The 17,682-nt window shown below is 68.0% G+C and carries 11 protein-coding genes, 1 tRNA gene and 3 pseudogenes; 6 read left to right on the forward strand and 9 right to left on the reverse strand.

The genetic code is table 11. From position 1 onward, the window contains the following. The first annotated feature begins 23 nt into the window (after nucleotides 1-23). Complete coding sequence (locus GXW78_RS14150; RefSeq protein WP_338147751.1) at nucleotides 24-1,208, forward strand: MFS transporter; 1,185 nt, start codon at nucleotides 24-26, stop codon at nucleotides 1,206-1,208. Here the strand turns inward: GXW78_RS14150 and GXW78_RS14155 are convergent. Then, nucleotides 1,187-1,576 carry a RidA family protein gene (locus GXW78_RS14155; protein WP_211869475.1) on the reverse strand — a complete coding sequence of 130 codons (390 nt, stop codon included), beginning with the start codon at nucleotides 1,574-1,576 and terminating at the stop codon, nucleotides 1,187-1,189. The genes GXW78_RS14150 and GXW78_RS14155 overlap by 22 nt on opposite strands. Before the next feature lie 139 nt (nucleotides 1,577-1,715). Between GXW78_RS14155 and GXW78_RS14160 the strand changes: the two genes are divergently transcribed. From GXW78_RS14160 to GXW78_RS14175, 4 genes are all read left to right on the forward strand, one after another. Continuing rightward, entirely contained in the window at nucleotides 1,716-2,705 is a 990-nt protein-coding gene (locus GXW78_RS14160; RefSeq protein WP_211869476.1) for a Bug family tripartite tricarboxylate transporter substrate binding protein, read from the forward strand. 109 nt (nucleotides 2,706-2,814) lie between these two features. After that, entirely contained in the window at nucleotides 2,815-4,620 is a 1,806-nt protein-coding gene (lepA, locus tag GXW78_RS14165; protein WP_211869477.1) for a translation elongation factor 4, read from the forward strand. A 171-nt stretch (nucleotides 4,621-4,791) separates the two neighbouring features. Further along, nucleotides 4,792-5,775 (forward strand): tripartite tricarboxylate transporter substrate binding protein BugD, encoded by a 984-nt coding sequence (locus GXW78_RS14170; RefSeq protein WP_211869478.1) that lies wholly within the window; start codon nucleotides 4,792-4,794, stop codon nucleotides 5,773-5,775. Nucleotides 5,776-5,840: 65 nt separating this feature from the next. Beyond that, a tRNA-Ser gene (locus tag GXW78_RS14175) sits at nucleotides 5,841-5,931 on the forward strand. A 71-nt stretch (nucleotides 5,932-6,002) separates the two neighbouring features. On the opposite strand, the pseudogene GXW78_RS14180 reads toward GXW78_RS14175, so the two are convergent. Both GXW78_RS14180 and GXW78_RS14185 read right to left on the reverse strand, forming a co-directional pair. Further along, nucleotides 6,003-6,217: pseudogene (locus GXW78_RS14180) on the reverse strand (integrase core domain-containing protein); the annotation flags it as partial. A 7-nt stretch (nucleotides 6,218-6,224) separates the two neighbouring features. Further along, nucleotides 6,225-6,952: pseudogene (locus GXW78_RS14185) on the reverse strand (IS256 family transposase); the annotation flags it as partial. 144 nt (nucleotides 6,953-7,096) lie between these two features. On the opposite strand from GXW78_RS14185, the pseudogene GXW78_RS14190 reads away from it, so the two are divergent. After that, nucleotides 7,097-7,561: pseudogene (locus tag GXW78_RS14190) on the forward strand (IS66 family transposase); the annotation flags it as partial. A gap of 719 nt (nucleotides 7,562-8,280) precedes the next feature. Here GXW78_RS14190 and GXW78_RS14195 read toward each other — a convergent pair. From GXW78_RS14195 to GXW78_RS14220, 6 genes are read right to left on the reverse strand one after another with little or no spacing between them, the layout of a single operon-like run. Further along, nucleotides 8,281-9,093 (reverse strand): ABC transporter ATP-binding protein, encoded by an 813-nt coding sequence (locus GXW78_RS14195; RefSeq protein ID WP_211869479.1) that lies wholly within the window; start codon nucleotides 9,091-9,093, stop codon nucleotides 8,281-8,283. Then, nucleotides 9,090-10,058, reverse strand: coding sequence for an ABC transporter ATP-binding protein (locus GXW78_RS14200; protein WP_211869480.1), 969 nt, complete (start codon nucleotides 10,056-10,058; stop codon nucleotides 9,090-9,092). Before GXW78_RS14200 ends, GXW78_RS14195 begins: the two co-directional genes overlap by 4 nt. Beyond that, on the reverse strand, nucleotides 10,055-10,984 hold the full coding sequence (locus tag GXW78_RS14205) for an ABC transporter permease (RefSeq protein ID WP_211869481.1): 930 nt from the start codon (nucleotides 10,982-10,984) through the stop codon (nucleotides 10,055-10,057). Before GXW78_RS14205 ends, GXW78_RS14200 begins: the two co-directional genes overlap by 4 nt. After that, nucleotides 10,981-11,988 (reverse strand): ABC transporter permease, encoded by a 1,008-nt coding sequence (locus GXW78_RS14210; protein ID WP_211869482.1) that lies wholly within the window; start codon nucleotides 11,986-11,988, stop codon nucleotides 10,981-10,983. Before GXW78_RS14210 ends, GXW78_RS14205 begins: the two co-directional genes overlap by 4 nt. Before the next feature lie 2 nt (nucleotides 11,989-11,990). Then, entirely contained in the window at nucleotides 11,991-13,580 is a 1,590-nt protein-coding gene (locus GXW78_RS14215; protein ID WP_211869483.1) for an ABC transporter substrate-binding protein, read from the reverse strand. A 10-nt stretch (nucleotides 13,581-13,590) separates the two neighbouring features. Continuing rightward, nucleotides 13,591-17,394 (reverse strand): hydantoinase B/oxoprolinase family protein, encoded by a 3,804-nt coding sequence (locus tag GXW78_RS14220; RefSeq protein ID WP_246522191.1) that lies wholly within the window; start codon nucleotides 17,392-17,394, stop codon nucleotides 13,591-13,593. Nucleotides 17,395-17,682: the final 288 nt, after the last annotated feature.

The following is a 17,682-nucleotide window of genomic DNA, read 5'->3' on the forward strand; positions in this document are numbered from 1 at the left end:
CGCGGGACGCTGGGGGTTGCTCCGTGGAACCAGGGAATTCGGCGAAGGGCACGCAGATGGCGCTGCTGGCCGCCGCCATCGTACTGGTGCTGTCGGTCTGGTTCGCCGGGACCGTCGCAGTGCCGGGGCTGATCCGGGATGGGCTGGTCTCCCCGGGCCGGGCGGCCTGGCTGACGGCGGCGGTGCAACTTGGCTTCGTGGCGGGGACGCTGCTCAGCGCTGTGCTGTCACTGGCCGACCGGCTGGATGCGCGACGGCTGTTCTGTGCCTGCGCGCTGGTGGCCGCCGTGGCGACGCTGACGCAGACCGCCGTCGCGCCGTCCGGCACCGCGGCGCTGGCGCTGCGCTTCGTCGCCGGCGCGACCATGGCGGGCGTCTATCCGGTGGGCATGAAGCTCGCGGCGTCCTGGGCGAAGGGTGATCTCGGACTGCTGATCGGCATTGTGGTGGGCGCGCTGACCTTGGGCTCGGCGTTGCCGCATCTGCTGCCGGGGCTGATCGGTTCCGTCGATTGGCGCGTGGCCTATGGCGGGGCAGGGGGGCTCGCCGCCCTCGGCGGGCTGCTGGTGCTGGGTTTCCGTCCAGGCCCGCTGATGGGCGCCCGCCCGCCCTTCCAACCGGCTCAGATGCTCGAGGCTTGGCGCAACCGGGGGCTGCGCCTCGCCAATCTCGGCTATCTCGGCCACATGTGGGAACTCTATGCCATGTGGGCGTGGATCGGGGTGTTCCTGGTCGGCGTGCTGGGGCGGCCGCAGGTGGGGTCCTGGGTGTTCGGCATCATGGCCGCCGGCGCGGTTGGCTGCGTGGTCGCCGGATTGGCGGCGGACCGCTGGAACCGGGCGCGGGTCGCGGCGCTGTGCATGCTGGTGTCGGGCGGTTGCGCGCTGGTGATCGGGCCGGCCGCCGCCTGGCCTGCGCTGGCGCTCGGGGTCGCCTTCGTCTGGGGCTTCGCGGTGGTGGCGGATTCGGCGCAGTTCTCGGCCTGCGTCGTCAGCCTCTCGCCGCCGGACTACGTCGGCACCATGCTGACGGTGCAAACCTCGATGGGGTTCCTGCTGACGGCGGTGGTGATCGGGGCGCTGCCGCACGTCATGGCGCTGCTGTCGCCGGGGTTGGCCTTCGCGCTGCTCGGCATCGGGCCGCTGCTCGGCGCCATCGCCATGTGGCGGCTGGCGCCGATGCTGGATCAGGCCTTGTCGCCGAGGTAGGCGGTCGCGTCGATTTCCACGAGGCAGTCCGGCGAGCCGAGGCCGGAGACGATGCAGGACACGCGATGCGGCGGGTTGTCCTTGAAGTTCGCGAAATAGACGTCGTTCATCGGCTCCCAATTCGCCCGGTCCGTCACGTAGACGGTGCACTTCACGACATCGTCCAACGTGCCGCCCGCTTCCTCGATCAGCATGCGGATGTTGTCGATGGCCTGCTGGGTCTGCGCGCGCACATCCCCGATGGCGAACTTTCCTTCCGGGTCGCGGCCGGTGAAGCAGACGAACATGAAGCCGCCGGCGATGGTCGCCTGGGCGAAGGGGCGGGTGGTCTTGAAGACGCGGGGGGAGGAGACGGCGCGCTTTGGCATATGTTGAACCCTTGCGATGATGCGGCGCCGTCCCGGCAAGGGCCGTGCCGCGCACAGGATAGGCGATGCGCCGGGTGGCGCCAGGCGGGGTGGTGCGCGGCTTGCTTGGCCCATGCCGCCGAAAACCGGGAATCCGCGCATGCTTCTCTCTCGTCGTATCGCCCTTGCCACCCTGCCGCTGCTGGCCGCGCCGCGCGTGCTGCGGGCGCAGGGCAGCCGCCCGATCCGCCTGATCGTGCCCAACCCGCCCGGCGGGCAATCCGACACCATCGCGCGGCTTTATGGAGAGGCGTTCCAGGCCACGGCCGGCCAGGCGGTGATTGTCGAGAACCGGTCCGGCGCCAACGGGCTGATCGCGATGGACGCCGTGTCGAAGGCGGCGCCGGACGGCACCACCGTCGGCCTGTTCAGCATCGCCCTGTTCACCACCCTGCCGATGATGATGGCGCGCATGCCGCTCGATGTGGACCGTGATCTGACGGCGGTGACGAGCATGGTCACCAGTACCGTGATGTGCGCGGTGACCGAGCAGCGTGCCCGCGAACGCGGCTGGACGGATTTCCGCGCGATGGTGGAATGGGCGAAGCGCCCGGGCAACGGCCTGACCAATGGTGCGGCGAGCAGCGGCGGGGCCTCCCACCTGCTGGTCGCGACCATCGCGAAGCGCAGCGGCGCGGACATGACGGTGGTGCCCTATCGCGGCGGGGCACCGGCGCTGAACGACCTGCTGGCCGGCAACATCGACATGTGCTTCGACTTCATGCCGGCGCTGATGCCGCATGTGCAGGCCGGGCGGTTGCGGGCGCTGGCCGTAGGCGCGCGCGAACGACTGCCGTTCCTGCCGGACGTGCCGGGAATGGGCGATTTCCCGGATCTCGGCATTGCCGATCTGGACCTGCAGTCCTGGAACATCATCACCGGCCCGCCGGGCATGCCGCCCGAGGTCCAGGCGCGGATCGTCGCCCTGGTGCGCGGGGCGGCCGCCCATCCGGGGCTCGAGGACAAGCTGCGGACCCATGGCCTGCTGACCATGCCGCCCCTGGAGCCGGCGGCCGTCCGTGCCCGCATCCAGGCCGAACGCCCGCGCTGGCGCGAAATGGTCGAGGTCAGCGGCGCCCGGATCGAATAAGGGGGCAGCCCGGGCGGCGAAGACGCTTTGACTTGGGGGCGGTCTGCCCTATCTCCCCCCTGAACAGACAGGCGGGACCGCCCCTGCCGCCCGCCTTGCCCGGATTCCCATGACCGATACGCCGCTCGACCGCATCCGCAACTTTTCCATCATCGCCCATATCGACCATGGGAAGTCCACGCTCGCCGATCGACTGATCCAGTTGACCGGGACGGTGGCTGCGCGCGACATGAAGGAACAGTTGCTCGACAGCATGGATATCGAGCGCGAGCGCGGCATCACCATCAAGGCGCAGACCGTGCGCATCAATTACAAGGCGCAGGACGGCGAGACCTACGTCCTGAACTTGATGGACACGCCGGGCCATGTGGACTTCGCCTATGAGGTGAGCCGCTCGCTCGCCGCCTGCGAGGGCTCGCTGCTGGTGGTCGATGCCTCGCAGGGCGTCGAGGCACAGACCCTCGCCAACGTCTACCAGGCGCTGGATGCGGGGCATGAGATCGTGCCCGTGCTCAACAAGATCGACCTGCCGGCCGCCGAGCCGGACCGGGTGAAGCAGCAGATCGAGGACGTGATCGGCCTCGATGCATCCGACGCCGTGATGATCAGCGCCAAGACGGGGCTGAACATCGAGGGCGTGCTCGAGGCGATCGTGACGCGCCTGCCGCCACCCAAGGGCGATGCGGACAAGACGCTGACCGCGCTGCTGGTGGACAGCTGGTACGACGCCTATCTCGGCGTGGTGGTGCTGGTGCGCGTGCGCGACGGGCATCTGCGCAAGGGCCAGCGCATCCGCATGATGTCGAACGGCGCGGTGCACACGGTCGAGCAGGTCGGCATCTTCACGCCGAAGATGGTGGCGCGCGAGAGCCTCGGGCCGGGCGAGATGGGTTTCGTCACCGCCGCCATCAAGACCGTGGCCGACACCAATGTGGGCGACACCATCACCGACGACCGCAACCCCGCGGCCGAGGCGCTGCCTGGCTTCAAGCCCAGCATCCCGGTCGTGTGGTGCGGTCTGTATCCCGTCGATGCCGATGATTTCGAGAAGCTGCGCGAGAGCGTGGGCAAGCTGCGGCTCAACGACAGCAGCTTCCACTATGAGATGGAGACCTCGGCCGCGCTCGGCCTCGGCTATCGCTGCGGCTTCCTCGGGTTGCTGCATCTGGAGATCGTGCAGGAGCGTCTGTCGCGTGAGTTCGACCTCGACCTGATCGCGACGGCGCCGTCCGTCGTGTACAAGCTGAAGTTGAACAACGGGCAGGAGAGCGATCTCCACAACCCCGCCGACATGCCGGACCCGACCATGATCGCGGAGATCCGCGAGCCCTGGATCAAGGCCACGATCATGGTGCCGGACGAATATCTCGGCCCGGTGCTGACGCTGTGCAATGAACGCCGCGGGCGGCAGGTGGAACTGACCTATGTCGGCAGCCGCGCCATGGCGGTCTACATGCTGCCGCTGAACGAGGTTGTGTTCGACTTCTACGACCGGCTGAAGTCGATCTCCCGCGGGTATGCAAGCTTCGACTACGCGATGGAGGATTACGAGGCTGGCGACCTGGTGAAGATCTCGATTCTGGTGAATGCTGAGCCGGTGGATGCGCTGTCCTTCATGGCGCATCGCAGCCAGGCGGATCGCCGCGGTCGGTCGATCTGCGAGAAGCTGAAGGAGCTGATCCCGCGCCAGCTCTTCAAGATACCGATCCAGGCGGCGATCGGCGGGCGCGTCATCGCGCGCGAGACGATCTCCGCCATGTCGAAGGACGTCACCGCCAAGTGCTATGGCGGCGACATCAGCCGCAAGCGCAAGCTCCTCGACAAGCAGAAGGAGGGCAAGAAGCGCATGCGGCAGTTCGGCAAGGTCGAGATTCCGCAGAGCGCCTTCATCGCCGCCCTGAAGATGGACGCCTGACCGGCGGGGGCCCGTTACGACGCTTCGGACGATCGCGAGGCACGCAATTCCGAGGCGTGACCGTTAGGCGAGGCGTCCGCGACCTCTTGACTTGACGCAGCCGAGGCTTGATCTCGAGCGAAGTAAGTCGCGCGGATGGCGTTTGTCCACCCGCCAAAAGGAGGACGTCGCATGACGGTCGTCACCCGCCGGGTTTTCGCTGGCGCAGCGCTCGGGGCGGGCCTTGCCGCACCGGCAATGGCGCAGGGAGCCTTTCCCAACAAGCCGATCACCATGGTGATTCCGTTCGCCGCCGGTGGCCCGACCGACACCGTCGGTCGGCTGATCGCGCAGGCCATGAGCGTCGATCTTGGTCAGCCGGTGGTGGTGGAGAACGTCGGCGGTGCCGGCGGCACGCTGGGTGCGCAGCGCGTCGCCAATGCGCGGCCCGATGGCTATACCATCCTGCTTCACCATATCGGCATGGCAACGACGCCGACGCTCTATCGCCGGCTCGCCTACGACCCCATCAACGGTTTCGAGACGCTCGGCCTCGTCACCGAGGTGCCGATGACGCTGGTGGCGCGGCGCAATATCGAGGCGAACAACCTCGCTGAGCTCGTTGCCCTGATCCGGCAGAAGGGTGAAGGGCTGAACTATGCCAATGCCGGCATCGGGGCGGCGAGCCACCTCTGTGGCCTGCTGTTCATGCAGGCGGTGAACACGCGCATGACGACTGTGCCGTATCGCGGCACGGGCCCGGCGATGAATGACCTGGTGGCCGGCACGGTCGACCTGATGTGCGACCAGACGACGAACACGACCGAGCAGATTCGCGCCGGTACGATCCGCGCCTTCGCGGTTACGACGCCGGAGCGCCTGTCTGCGCTGCCGGACCTGCCGACCGCGGCGCAGGGCGGGCTGCCCGGCTTCGAGGTAAGCGTGTGGCACGGTCTGTACGCGCCGAAGGGTACGCCGGCGCCGGTCGCGGCACGGCTGAACCAGGCGTTGCTGAAGGCGTTGCAGGACCCCACGATCGAGCGGCGCTTCGCCGACCTCGGCACTGCGCCGGTGCCGGTGGCGCGGGCGACGCCACAGGCGCACCGCGAGTTCTGGCAGGCGGATATCGCCAAGTGGCGGCCGCTGATTCAGGCGGCGGGTCAGTTCGCGGATTGAATGCTTCCGGGTACGGATCGCGGGTTGCCCTGCGGCCGCACCGTGACTATGGTCCGCGCCCCAACGGACAGGTGGCCGAGCGGTCGAAGGCGCGCGCCTGGAAAGTGCGTATACGTCAAAAGCGTATCGAGGGTTCGAATCCCTCCCTGTCCGCCATCTCCTAAGTCATTGATTTAGAATGATAATTAGTGATGCGGATTTGCCGTGAACCGATGAGGCTCTGCGGCTCATGAGCGGCAAATGAACTCGTAGGGAGTGAGGCCGTTCAAGGTCTTGAGGCGCCGCGCGTAGCTGTAGACGTCGAGGAACAGGGCGAGATGTCCGCGGAGGTCGTCGTGGCGGCCGTAGTGGTGCGCTGGACGGTGGCTTCCTTGAGTGTCCTGTTCATCCTTTCGACATGGCCATTCGTCCACGGGTGGTAGGGCTTGGTCAGGCCGTGCTCGTTGCGGCTCGGGCAAGGCCGCCAGGATCGCCTCGGGAAAGCCCTTCAGGTCGTCGACCACGGCGAGCAGGATGTCCTCGACACCGCGGTTGCGCAGCTCGTTCCTGACGCGCACCTCGTTCTGCTCGAGCCACATGCCAAGGATTTCCTTGGTGCCGTCCGCCCGCACGCCGAGTGCGTGCACCGCCTCGTTGTACACTAGGCCTTCGTCGCGGATCTTCACCCGCAGCGCATCGAAGAACACCAGCGGGTAGACCGGCTCCAGCGGCCGCGCCTGCCAGGCATCGATCTCATCCAGCACCGCATCGGTGACCGTGCTGATCAGGTCCGCCGAGACTTCGACGCCATACAAATCCAGCAGGTGGCCCGCGATCTCGCGCGTGCTCATGCCCCGCGCGTACATCGAGACGGTCTTGTCGTCGAAGCCGGGGAAGCGCCGCTGGTACTTCGCGATCAGCAGCGGGTCGAAGCTGCCCTGACGGGTCCCGCGGCACCTCCAGCGCCATCCGGCCGGTGTCGGTCGCCACGCTCTTGCGCCCATAGCCGTTGCGGCTGTTGCCGGCGCCGGCCTCGCCCGCCAGGTGGTGGTCCATCTCGGCGTTCAGCGCGCGCTTGGCCAGCGCCTTCTTCAGCTGATCCAGCAGGCCGCCGTGATCGAACGCGGCTGGCTTCCGACCCGGACAGCAACTTGTCCAGGATCGCGTCAGGGATGACCGGCTCTTTCCGTCGGGCCATGGGGGGAGGTCTCCTTCCCATCATGACCGGCCACACACGAAATTCCTGACAGTCCCTGCGACCGCTCGGCGGAGCACCCGTGACAACACCTCGCCGGCTATGGCGGGCTCCTGCAGGCGGACGTCTATGCCGGGTTCAAGGATCTCTATGCGCCGGATCGATGCCATCTTTGATGCCGAGCGTGCCGTCAACGGCCTGTCGGCCGAGGCTCGCGGGGCAGCCCGTCAGCAGCGCATCGCATCTCTGGCGGCCGACCTCGAGGCCTGGATGCACGCGACCCGTGGCACGCTGTCTCGGCACACTGAGCTGGCCAAGGCGATGGACAACATGCTGAAGCGCTGGAGTGCGTTCACGCGGCTCCTCGACGATGGCCGCATTTGGCTCACGAACAATGCCGCCGAATGCGCGCTGCGCGGCATCGCCCTGGGGGGGAAGTCATGGCTGTTGGCCGCCTCCGATCGCGGCGGCTAGCGAGCCTCTGCCATGTACTCGCTGATCGTCACCGCGATGATCAACGATGTCGATCCGCGCGCCTGGCTCGCCGACGTGCTGGCCCGCATCTCCAACCACTCAGCATCGTGCCTGCACGAATTGCTGCCTTGGAATTGAAAGGGCGCTAAGGCCATTCACACCGTCGCCGCCTGATCCATTGCACACCGCGGCCCTCGCCGGATGGTTACCTTTCTTCCGGGGCCTTTCGAGACGTTTGAGTGGGAGCAGACGCGAAGGCAGCGGAATTTCTGCGGGCAAGCGCATCGTTTCTCACTTCAGATCCCATATGTACTGATCGCCCAGCATTCGGAGTTGGAGTACGCTGGTGGCCAATGCCGCCATTGAGGGCGGGCTGTTCGGCTGGCTGATGGATCGAACCCGGTGAGTGCTGGTGCGGGGCGTGGACGGCGGAGCAACGGTCCATGGCGCCCCCGCCTGAGCTTCTTCCGGCATGAATTGCTGTCCGTCAGGCCATGGTCGCGCATGCCGGGATAGCCATGCATGGCCGGATGCCCCTACCGTTGTTGTCAGGCCGGTGACGCTGCTGGCATCGGCCGTCTCGCCACCGTCCAATTGCTCCTCCACCGACTGGCGCGGCGGTAGGGACCTCTAGGCGGCGTCGCTCTGGAGGTTGTATCCGATACGACGCCCACGTGCTCCTCTGCCTACGGCGTGCACCGGATCAGCACGAGTCACATCACCCTGCGTCTCTCCAACACTGTTCTCGATTCAACCCCTGCGTAACCATTCCTGTGAAAATCGTCTGTCTCAGGAGAGACAACGTAAGTAACAAGTACATCTAGCCGATGCGGCTCGGAACGGCGCACTGCCATGCGTCAATGGATGCCGAAAGCTCTGACACCTTCACAAACGGCTGGTCCGCTGAGCCGGCTGCCACCTGGGGATAGGACAGAGGCGATCAGTGCCTGCGTGTATGGGTTTTGCGGGGCGTGCAGGACCTGCTTCACTGCCCCCCGTTCCACGATCACGCCCTGGCGGAGCACCGCCACCTCCTCGCACAGCAGCTGCACCACAGCGAGATTGTGCGAGATGAACAGGAAGGCGAGGTTGTGCTGCTGCCTCAGCCGGCGCAGCAGGTCGATGATCTGCGCCTGCACCGACACATCGAGCGCCGACGTCGGCTCATCGAGCAGCAATGCGCGCGGCCGGGTCGCGAGGGCACGCGCGATGCAGACGCGCTGCTTCTGCCCGCCCGAGAGCTCATGCGGAAAGCGCCAGAGGAATTGCTCACCGAGACCGACATCGTCGAGGAGCCCGGTGATACGGTCGCGCATCTGCTGCCGGTTCGACACGCCCTGGATCTGTAAGGGCTCGGCCACTGAATCATGGACGCTGAGGCGCGGGTTCAACGCCGAATGCGGGTTCTGGAACACCACCTGCACGTCCCGCCGCAGCGCACGCAGGCCGCCCTCGCGGGCCGTCGTGATGTCGGCACCGTCCATCAGCACGCGGCCGGAAGCGACGGCCTGCAAGCGCAGCAGCACGCGCAGCAGCGTGGACTTGCCCGAGCCGGATTCACCGACCAGCCCCAGCGCCGCGCCCGGCATCAGCGCCAGGCTGACATCGCTGACCGCCGCGAAGTCGCCGAAGCGGACCGTGACGTCCTCGACCGCGAGCAGCGGGATCATGCGGCGGCCGCCACGGCATGGCAGGCGACGGCGTGCGGCCCGCCGTCCAGCACCGGCTTGCGTTCGCTGCATATGGCGGTCGCCAGCGGGCAGCGGGGATGGAAGCGGCAGCCTTTCGGCGGGGAGCGCAGGTCCGGGATGCTGCCGGCGATGCCCTCGGGCATGTGGTCGGGCCGGCCGAGATCGGGCATGGCGGCCAGCAGGCCGCGCGTGTAGGGGTGTTGCGGCGCGCGGAAGAGCGATTCCGCCGGCGCATCCTCCACCACCGTGCCGGCATACATCACGACGATGCGGCGGCACACCGCGCCGATCACGCCGAGGTCGTGGCTGATCAGCACCAGCGTCAGCCCGAGCCGTTCCACCAGATCGGCGATCAGCGCGAGGATCTGCCGCTGGATGGTGACGTCGAGCGCCGTGGTCGGCTCGTCCGCGATCAGCACGCGCGGATTGCCGGCGAGCGCCTCGGCGATCAGCACGCGCTGCCGCATGCCGCCGGACAGTTCATGCGGGTAGCGGTCGAGCAGGCCCGCCGGATCGGGCAGGCGGACGGCGTCGAGCAGTTCGATGCTGCGCGCGCGGCGTTGTGCGCGCGACAGGTCGGGTTCATGCGCGCGCAGCACTTCCGCCATCTGCCGCCCGATGGTGAAGACCGGGTTGAGGTAGGTGACAGGGTCCTGGAACACCATGCCGATGGTGCCGCCGCGCAGGTCGCGCAGCCGGTCCGGCGGCATCGCCAGGATGTCCGCGCCGTCATAGCGGATCTGCCCGGAGACGATGCGCGCCGGCGGGGCGGGATTCAGGCGGAGCATGCTGCGCGCCAGCACCGACTTGCCGCAGCCGGTCTCGCCGACGATGCCGACGGCCTCGCCCGCCTCGATCGCCAGGTCGATGCCGTCCAGCACCTGCACCCGGCCTTCGAAGCCGTCGAAGGCGAGGCGGTAATCCGCGATCTCGATCAGGCTCACCCGCGTGAGCTCCGCCGGTCGAGCGTGTCGCGCAGCCCGTCCCCGAACAGGTTGAAGCCGAGTACGGTGAGGAAGATGAACACGCCCGGGAACACCGAGTACCACCACCAATCCGGCATGTAGGTGCGGCCCGTCGCGATCATCGCGCCCCATTCCGGCGCCGGCGGCTTGGCGCCGAGGCCGATGAAGCCGAGCGAGGCGGCGGCGAGGATCGCCATGCCCATGTCCATGCTGGCCTTCACCACCAGCGGGCTGATGCAATTGGGCAGGATGTGGCGCCGCAGGATGCGCGCGTGCGATGCCCCCATCGTGCGTGCCGCCTCGACATAGGCTTCGGACCGCAGGGTGAGCGCCTTTGCCTCGATCAGCCGCACATAGCCGGGCCACCAGACGATGGCGAGCGCCAGTACGCCATGCAGGATGCCGGGGCCGAGCGAGGCGACGATGGCGAGCGCCAGGACGAGCCCCGGCACCGCGAGGAAGACGTCGGTGATGCGCATGATGACCGACCGTACACGCCCGCCGAAATAGCCCGCCGCGATGCCGAGCGGCACGCCGACCAGCATGGCGAGGCCCGTGATGGTCGCGCCGATCCAGAAGCTGGTGCGCGTGCCGATGACGACACGCGTCAGGATGTCACTGCCCATCTCATCCGTGCCGAACCAATGCGCGGCGGATGGCGGCTGCAACCGGTTCGCCAGGTTCACCGCCCCGGTGGCGTGCTCCGGATAGGGCACGATCCAGGGCCCGATCGCCGTCAGCACGATGAAGGCGAGCACGAGAACCAGGCCGAGCATCGCGGAGGGGCTGCGCGCGAAGGTCCAGGCGAAGAAGCGCGCCTGGCGGATCGTGCCGGCGTGCTCGACGCGCAGCCGTGCGAGGCGCGAGGGCACGGTCGTCGCGGCGGGAAGGCTGGCGTCGCTCATGCGCTGCGCGTCCGCGGGTCGAGCCAGCCATAGGCGAGGTCAACCAGCAGGTTGGTCAGCATGAACATCAGGCCGATCACGAGCGTCACGCCCATCACCGGCTTGAAGTCCGACGCGATGGCGGCATTCACGGCATAGAGCCCGATGCCGGGCCAGTCGAACACGGTCTCGACGAGCACGGTGCCGCCGAGCATCCAGCCAAAGCGCAGTCCGATCATGGCGAGCGTCGGCAGCATTGCATTCTTCAGCGCGAGCAGGCCGATCACGCGCCCTGGCTTCACGCCGTGCGCGCGCGCCGCGGTGACGTGGTCGGACCCGAGCACCTCGATCATCTCCGCGCGGTTCACGCGCAGTACGGAGGCCAGGCAGGGCAGGGAGAGCACGAAGGCCGGCATCACGGCATGCGACGCCGCATCGGCGAAGACGCCCCAATCGGCGGCCAGAAGCGCATCGAACAGCACCATGCCGGTGATGGTGGGCGGCGGATCGGCGGCGATGGACAGGATGCCGCCGGTTGGCAGCCAGCCCCACCAGACGGCAAGGACGAGTTGCAGCAGCAGAGCGATCCAGAAGGCGGGCAGGGCGATGCCGGAGACGGCAAGGATGCGGATGCCGTGATCAACCCAGGAATGCCGAAACACCGCGGCGAGAATGCCGAGCGGAATGCCGACCGCGCAGGCGAAGCCCATCGCGAGGATCACCAGTTGCAGCGTGGCGGGAACGTAGCGGAGAAGATCCTCACCGACCGTATTGCCGCTTTGGATCGACCGGCCGAAGCGGCCCTGCGCGAGGTCGGTCACGTAGCGCAGGAATTGCTCGGGCAGTGGCCGGTCCAGCCCGTACTCACGCCGCAGCGTCGCCACCATGTCGGGCGTCGCATCCGGCCCCGCCGCGAGTGCCGCCGGGTCGGCGGGGGTCACGTTGGAGATCACGAAGGTAATCACCACGAGCCCGAGCAGCATGAGCGCCACATAGGCCAGCCGCCCGGCCAGGTAGCGCAGCATGCTCATCCGCGCGCGACGTAGAGCGACCAGAGGTCCATCTCGCCCGTCAGGTTCAATGCCTGGTGCTGGAAGCCGCGCACATAGCTGCGCATGGCCCAGCGCTGGTTCGCCGTCATGCAGAAGACGACCGGCTGGAGGTCGACCACGCGGCGCTGGATCTGCGCGTAGAGGTCGAGGCGCTTCGCCTCATCGAGTTCGACCGCGGCCTCGGCGACCATGCGGTCGATATCGGCATCGCGCAGGTGATGGATGCCCCAGAACTGCCCGGCCGCCGAGGAGGCGTATTGCGACGCAACGGTGTCGGGCGAGGTCGTGACCGGTGTGACATAGACCGCCGTCATCGCCGCCGCCGTCTCCGGCGATCCGCCACGCCCGACCAGCGTCGGCCAGGGCTGACCCACGATGTTCACGCGGATGCCGAGCGGCTGCAGCGCGTTCAGCAGCACGAGGCCGATCTGCCGCTGCACCTCATTGCCCGCGACATGCAGGTATTCCAGCTCGAGACCACCATTCGGCGTCGGCGTGCGGGCCATAAACTGCTTCGCGCGATCGAGGTCCTTGCGCGGCATGTCCAACTGGATGCGGCCCTCGGTGACGAAGGGGAACGGCCCGTCCATCAGCTTCGCGTCGCCCTTGTGGATCGCGATCAGCGCCTCATAGTCGAAGGCGTAGGCGATCGCCTTGCGCAGGTTGATGTCGGCGGTCGGCCCCTTCTGGGTATTCATCATGATGGCGAAGGGCGCAGCGCCTTCGTTGTCCGACACCACGATGTTCGGCATGCGCGCGAGCTGGGAGAGATCATCCGGCGTCAGGCCGGAGGCGACATCCACCTCGCCACGCTGCAGCGCGGCCTTGCGCGGCGCGGATTCGCGCATGACGCGGAAGATGACACCGGCCGGGCGTTCCGGCTCGGGCATCGGCCAGCCCTTCCAGTAGTCGGGCACGGCTTCCAGCGCCATCACCGACTGGCCATCCCACCGGCGGATACGGAAGGGGCCGGAGCCGGCGGCGTTCGCCGTCAGCCACTTCTGGCCGTCATCGTCACCCTCGGCATTCGCCGTGACCTGCTTTGGGTTCACGATGAACCACAACGGCAGGAATGACAGGAAGTCGGGATAGGGGCGGTCCAGCGTGAAGCGGACAGTGCGCGCATCGACCGCCGCGATGTTTTCGGGCTTCAGGTGGCGCGAGAGCATCCAGGAGATGCCCTTGTTGAGTTTCAGGCCACGCTCGAAGGAGAAGCGCACCGCCTCGGCGTCCAGCACGTCGCCATTGTTGAACTTCGCGTTGCCGACTAGGCGGAAGGTCCAAGTCAGACCGTCGGCACTGGTGTCCCAGCTTTCGGCGAGCCAGGGGATGATACGGGCCGGTGCGCCCTCGTAGCGCACCAGCGCATCGTAGAGGCAGCGCTGCATCATGCGCGTGGACCAGTCGTAGCGCTGGTGTGGGTCGAGGATCGGCACGGGCTGATTGCCGGAGAAGACGATGATGCGACGATCGCCTTCCCGCTCGAAGCCGTAGGCGGGGCTGAGCGAGGCGGCCGGCACAGACATCAGGCCGCCGGCGGCCAGCAGGAGTTCGCGGCGATTCATGCTTCGTCTCCTATTCGGCGGCCTGCGCCGCGGCAGGGGCGCTGCCCGGCGTGACGTATCCTTCAAGCAAGTCGCGTTCCAGCAGCGCGGACGGGCGCTCCTCCGGCGGGCCGAAGCCGGATCCGCCGCAGAGCCGCACTTCGATCATGCGGCTCGTGTCGGTCAGCGTGACGAGCTCGCCGCTGCCGCAGTCGCGCACCAGGTTGCCTTCGCGGTCCAGCACGGCGCCGCGCGCGCGGCCGCCCTGCAGGCCGCCGAACAGGCCGGGGGAGTCGACACCCACGCCTTCGGCGGCGACCGAGGCTTCGGTCGGCAGCCCGTCATCATGCAGCTTGCGCATGCGCGTTCGCGTGCCGAGGCCGCCGCGATGTTTCCCGGCGCCGCCGGAATCCGCGATCAGCGACTTCTCGACGACCAGGACGGGCGAACGTGTCTCGAACAGCTCGATCGACGTATTCGCCGCCGAGGTCGGCCAGAGCAGCGCGGATTTGCCGTCGCCATTCGCACCCGCGCCCTGGCCGCCGCCCATGAAGAAGTGGTCGGCGTAGAGGCGCCCCTTGGCATCGCGGCCATGCACCTTCACCGACACCGGCAACCCGGTATGCGCTTGGACACGGTCCGGCGCGGCTTCGGATAGCGCGCGGAAGATGTTCGGCGCGAGGTACCAGCCCGTGCGGGTGCGCAGCGCGACCGCAGCCGGCCGCGTGCAGTTCAGCACCGACCCTCCCGGCGCCTTCACCGTGATCGGCCGATAGCAGCCGGCATTGCCGCGCACCTGCGGGCTCAGGATGCACTTCAGCGGGTACGACCCGTGCGCCACCGTATAGCTGTAGGTGCAGTTCAGGCCGCCGACCGGCAGCTGGCCCGGCGCGCCGTCGAAGTCGAGTTCGATCTCATCGCCCGACACCGTCACCTTCAGCGGGTATTCGAGCACCTGGCCCAGCGCGGCGTTGCTGACCTTCGAATGATGCACGCCATCCGGCAGGGCGCGGATCGCGTCGCGCATCGCGCGTTCCGCGCGGCCCTGCACCACCGCGGCGAGGGCGCGCAGATCCTGCATGCCGTAGTCGCGCATGAAGCCGAGCAGCCGCTCGCCGCCCTGCGCATTCGCCGCGATGAAGGAATGCAGGTCGCCCAGCACTTCCTCCGGCTTGCGCACGTTCTCGCCGATCATGTCGAACAGCGTGTCGTTCGGATCGCCCGCGCGGTAGAGCTTCGCGGGCGGGATCTGCAGGCCCTCGTCGAAGACCTCCTGCGCCTTCAGCCCGTTCTTGATGCCGCCGATGTCGCCGACATGACCGACCGTGCCGATCAGCGCTACCAGCCGGCCTTCCATGAACACCGGGGTGACGATCGCGATGTCATACAGGTGGCCCGCGCACATCCACGGGTCGTTGGTGATCAGCACGTCGCCCGGCTTCAGCGTCTCGGCCGGGTACTTCTTCAGCATCGCCTTCACCGCGCGCGGCAGGGTCAGGTTGAAGACCGGCATGGCGCGCGGCGAGTGCGCGAGGGATTCGCCATCCGCATCGAGCAGATCGCAGGCGAAGTCCTGCGCCTCGGACACGATCAGGCTGAAGGCCGTGCGGCAGATCGCGTGCCACATCTCCTCGACGATAGTGACGAGCCGGCTCCACATGATCTCGAGGGAGACCGGATCTGCCTCGATCAGGGCGCAGGCCTCCTCGATCGGCGTCGCCGGCGTGATGCGCGCAGCGACCGGCGCCGAGACGCCCACCGCGATGCGCAGCGTGCCGGCCGCGCCGACCGTGACGCTGTCGCGCGGGCCGATCACGGTGGTGGCTTCGCGCTCCTCGATGATGGCGGGGCCCTGGACCGTCTCGCCGGCCTTCAGCGCGTAGCGGTCGTAGACGGGCGTGTCGAGGAACGCGTCGCCGAAGAAGGCGGGGCGGCGACCCTTGAGCAGCACGCCGCCGTCAGGTGCGTCGGCCTGGGCGACGGTCAACGCCGGAGAAGGACCGACGGCGCGAACGCGGAAGGAGATGATCTCGGCGACCACGCCCTCATAGACCGAGGTGAAACGCGCGGAATAGACGCGGCGGAAGGCGGCCATCACCGCCGGCAGCGTCGCCGCCGTGATGGCGCCGGCCGGCAACGGCACGTTGATCTCATGAAGCTGGCCGGCGAGGCGCATGTCGGCGCTGCGCTCGATGATGATGTCGGCGTCCGGGATTCCGGCGGCCGTCAGCATGGCGGCGGTCTCGGCGGCAAGGGCCGCCAGCGTCGCCTCCATCTGCGCCGGCGCGTCCGCATCGTCCATCGCCACCGGCAGCGATCGCACGCTCTCGAAGGACAGCGGCGCGGCGAGGAAGCCGAGCGCCGAGGCGGCACCCGAGGCCGGCGGGATCAGCACCTCACCGACGCCGAGGATGCGCGCCACTTCCACCGCATGGGCCGGGCCGGCGCCGCCGAAGCCGACCATCGCGTAGTGGCGGGGGTCCTTGCCCTTCTCGACGATGTGGATGCGGGCGGCGGCGGCCATGCTCTCGGTCACCGTGCGGTGAATGCCCCAGGCCGTCTCGACGGCCGAGAGACCAAGCTTCGCGCCGACCCCTTCGAGGGCGCTCTCCGCCGCCGGCTTGTCGAGCGCCATCCGCCCGCCGAGAAAGAAGCCGGGATCGTAGTAGCCGAGCACGAGATTGGCATCGGTGACGGTCGGCTGCGTGCCGCCGTGGCCGTAACAGGCCGGGCCCGGATCGGCGCCGGCGGAATGCGGCCCGACCTTCAGCAGGCCGACCTCGTCGATCGTCGCGATGGAACCGCCGCCCGCGCCGATCTCGATCATGTCGATGACCGGGGCCTTGATCGGCAGGCCCGAGCCCTTCTTGAAGCGGTGCAGCCGCGCCACTTCCATCATCGGCGCGACCTCGCAGACACCGTCGGCGATCATGCAGGCCTTGGCGGTGGTGCCGCCCATGTCGAAGGAGATGACGTCCTTCTTGCCGACCAGCCCGCCGAAGAAGGCGGTCGCCAGGCCGCCACCAGCGGGTCCGCTTTCCAACAGCCGGATCGGGAAGGCGCGCGCGGCATCCGGCGCGACGAGACCGCCGGCCGATTGCATGAGCCGCAGCGCGCCACGGAAGCCCTGCGTCCATAACTCGCGTTCGAGCCGCTTCAGGTAGCGGTCCATTAGCGGCTGGACATAGGCGTTGGCGCAGGTGGTGACGAAGCGCTGGTACTCCCACAGCTCCGCGACGACTTCCGAGGAAAGCGACAGCGCGACGTCGGGGAATTCCTCGCGGATCGCGGCGGCGGCCGCCTTCTCATGCGCCGGGTTGCGATAGGCGTGTAGGAAGCAGATGGCGATTGCCTCCGCCCCCGCCGCCATGAGCTTGCGCGCCGCCTGTTTCACTGCGCCGTGGTCGAGCGGCGTCACGACATTGCCGTCGCGGTCCAGGCGCTCCGGCACTTCGAGGCGGTGGCGCCGCGCCACCAGCGGGTCGGGGTACTGCAGAAACAGGTCGTAGATGTCGTAGCGCTGTTCCGTGCCCATCTCGATCACGTCGCGGAAACCCGCGGTGGTGATCATGCCGAGCGATGCACCGCGGCGCTCGATCAGCGCGTTGGTGACAAGGGTCGTGCCATGCACGATCTCGGCAATGTCCGACAGGGCAAGACCGGCGCCCGACACGAGTTCGGCCAGACCCGCCAGCGCGCCCTCGGACGGATCCTGCGGCGTCGTCAGGCATTTGTGCAGGCGGATTGTGCCGCTGCTGCGGTCGAGCAGGATGAAGTCGGTGAAGGTGCCGCCGATATCGAACCCGATCCGGTAGCGCGACGCTGCCTCTGTCATCCGACCCAGCATCCTGTCCGTTGTCTGACGCCGCGCCGAACGCAGCCATGGTGATCGATCGAGCAACGGTACAGCAGGGTGGCGGCCGCCCGCTGTACGGACGGCCCCTTACGACTGCGTCGTTTTCATGCAATTGCGCGGGCAATCCGCCCGCGATGCGGGCAGCCTCATACCAAGGGCCCCTATTCGGGACCGCTGGTCTTGGCTTTTTCATGCCCTCAGGCGCCGGGTGCAAACCTCCGGTTTGCTTGGCTTTCGCCGGACTACCGGCGGGCCGCCTTCGCGGCC

This window comes from Neoroseomonas terrae, from assembly GCF_018129025.1.
Taxonomy (GTDB): Bacteria; Pseudomonadota; Alphaproteobacteria; order Acetobacterales; family Acetobacteraceae; genus Neoroseomonas; species Neoroseomonas terrae.

What these genes read in the sequence shown, in the direction of transcription:
- GXW78_RS14155 (WP_211869475.1), bottom strand. Translation starts at nt 1,576, where the DNA reads ATGCCAAAGCGCGCCGTCTCCTCCCCCCGCGTCTTCAAGACCACCCGC.
- GXW78_RS14160 (WP_211869476.1), top strand. Translation starts at nt 1,716, where the DNA reads ATGCTTCTCTCTCGTCGTATCGCCCTTGCCACCCTGCCGCTGCTGGCC.
- lepA (WP_211869477.1), top strand. Translation starts at nt 2,815, where the DNA reads ATGACCGATACGCCGCTCGACCGCATCCGCAACTTTTCCATCATCGCC.
- GXW78_RS14170 (WP_211869478.1), top strand. Translation starts at nt 4,792, where the DNA reads ATGACGGTCGTCACCCGCCGGGTTTTCGCTGGCGCAGCGCTCGGGGCG.
- GXW78_RS14195 (WP_211869479.1), bottom strand. Translation starts at nt 9,093, where the DNA reads ATGATCCCGCTGCTCGCGGTCGAGGACGTCACGGTCCGCTTCGGCGAC.
- GXW78_RS14205 (WP_211869481.1), bottom strand. Translation starts at nt 10,984, where the DNA reads ATGAGCGACGCCAGCCTTCCCGCCGCGACGACCGTGCCCTCGCGCCTC.
- GXW78_RS14210 (WP_211869482.1), bottom strand. Translation starts at nt 11,988, where the DNA reads ATGCTGCGCTACCTGGCCGGGCGGCTGGCCTATGTGGCGCTCATGCTG.
- GXW78_RS14215 (WP_211869483.1), bottom strand. Translation starts at nt 13,580, where the DNA reads ATGAATCGCCGCGAACTCCTGCTGGCCGCCGGCGGCCTGATGTCTGTG.
- GXW78_RS14220 (WP_246522191.1), bottom strand. Translation starts at nt 17,394, where the DNA reads ATGACAGAGGCAGCGTCGCGCTACCGGATCGGGTTCGATATCGGCGGC.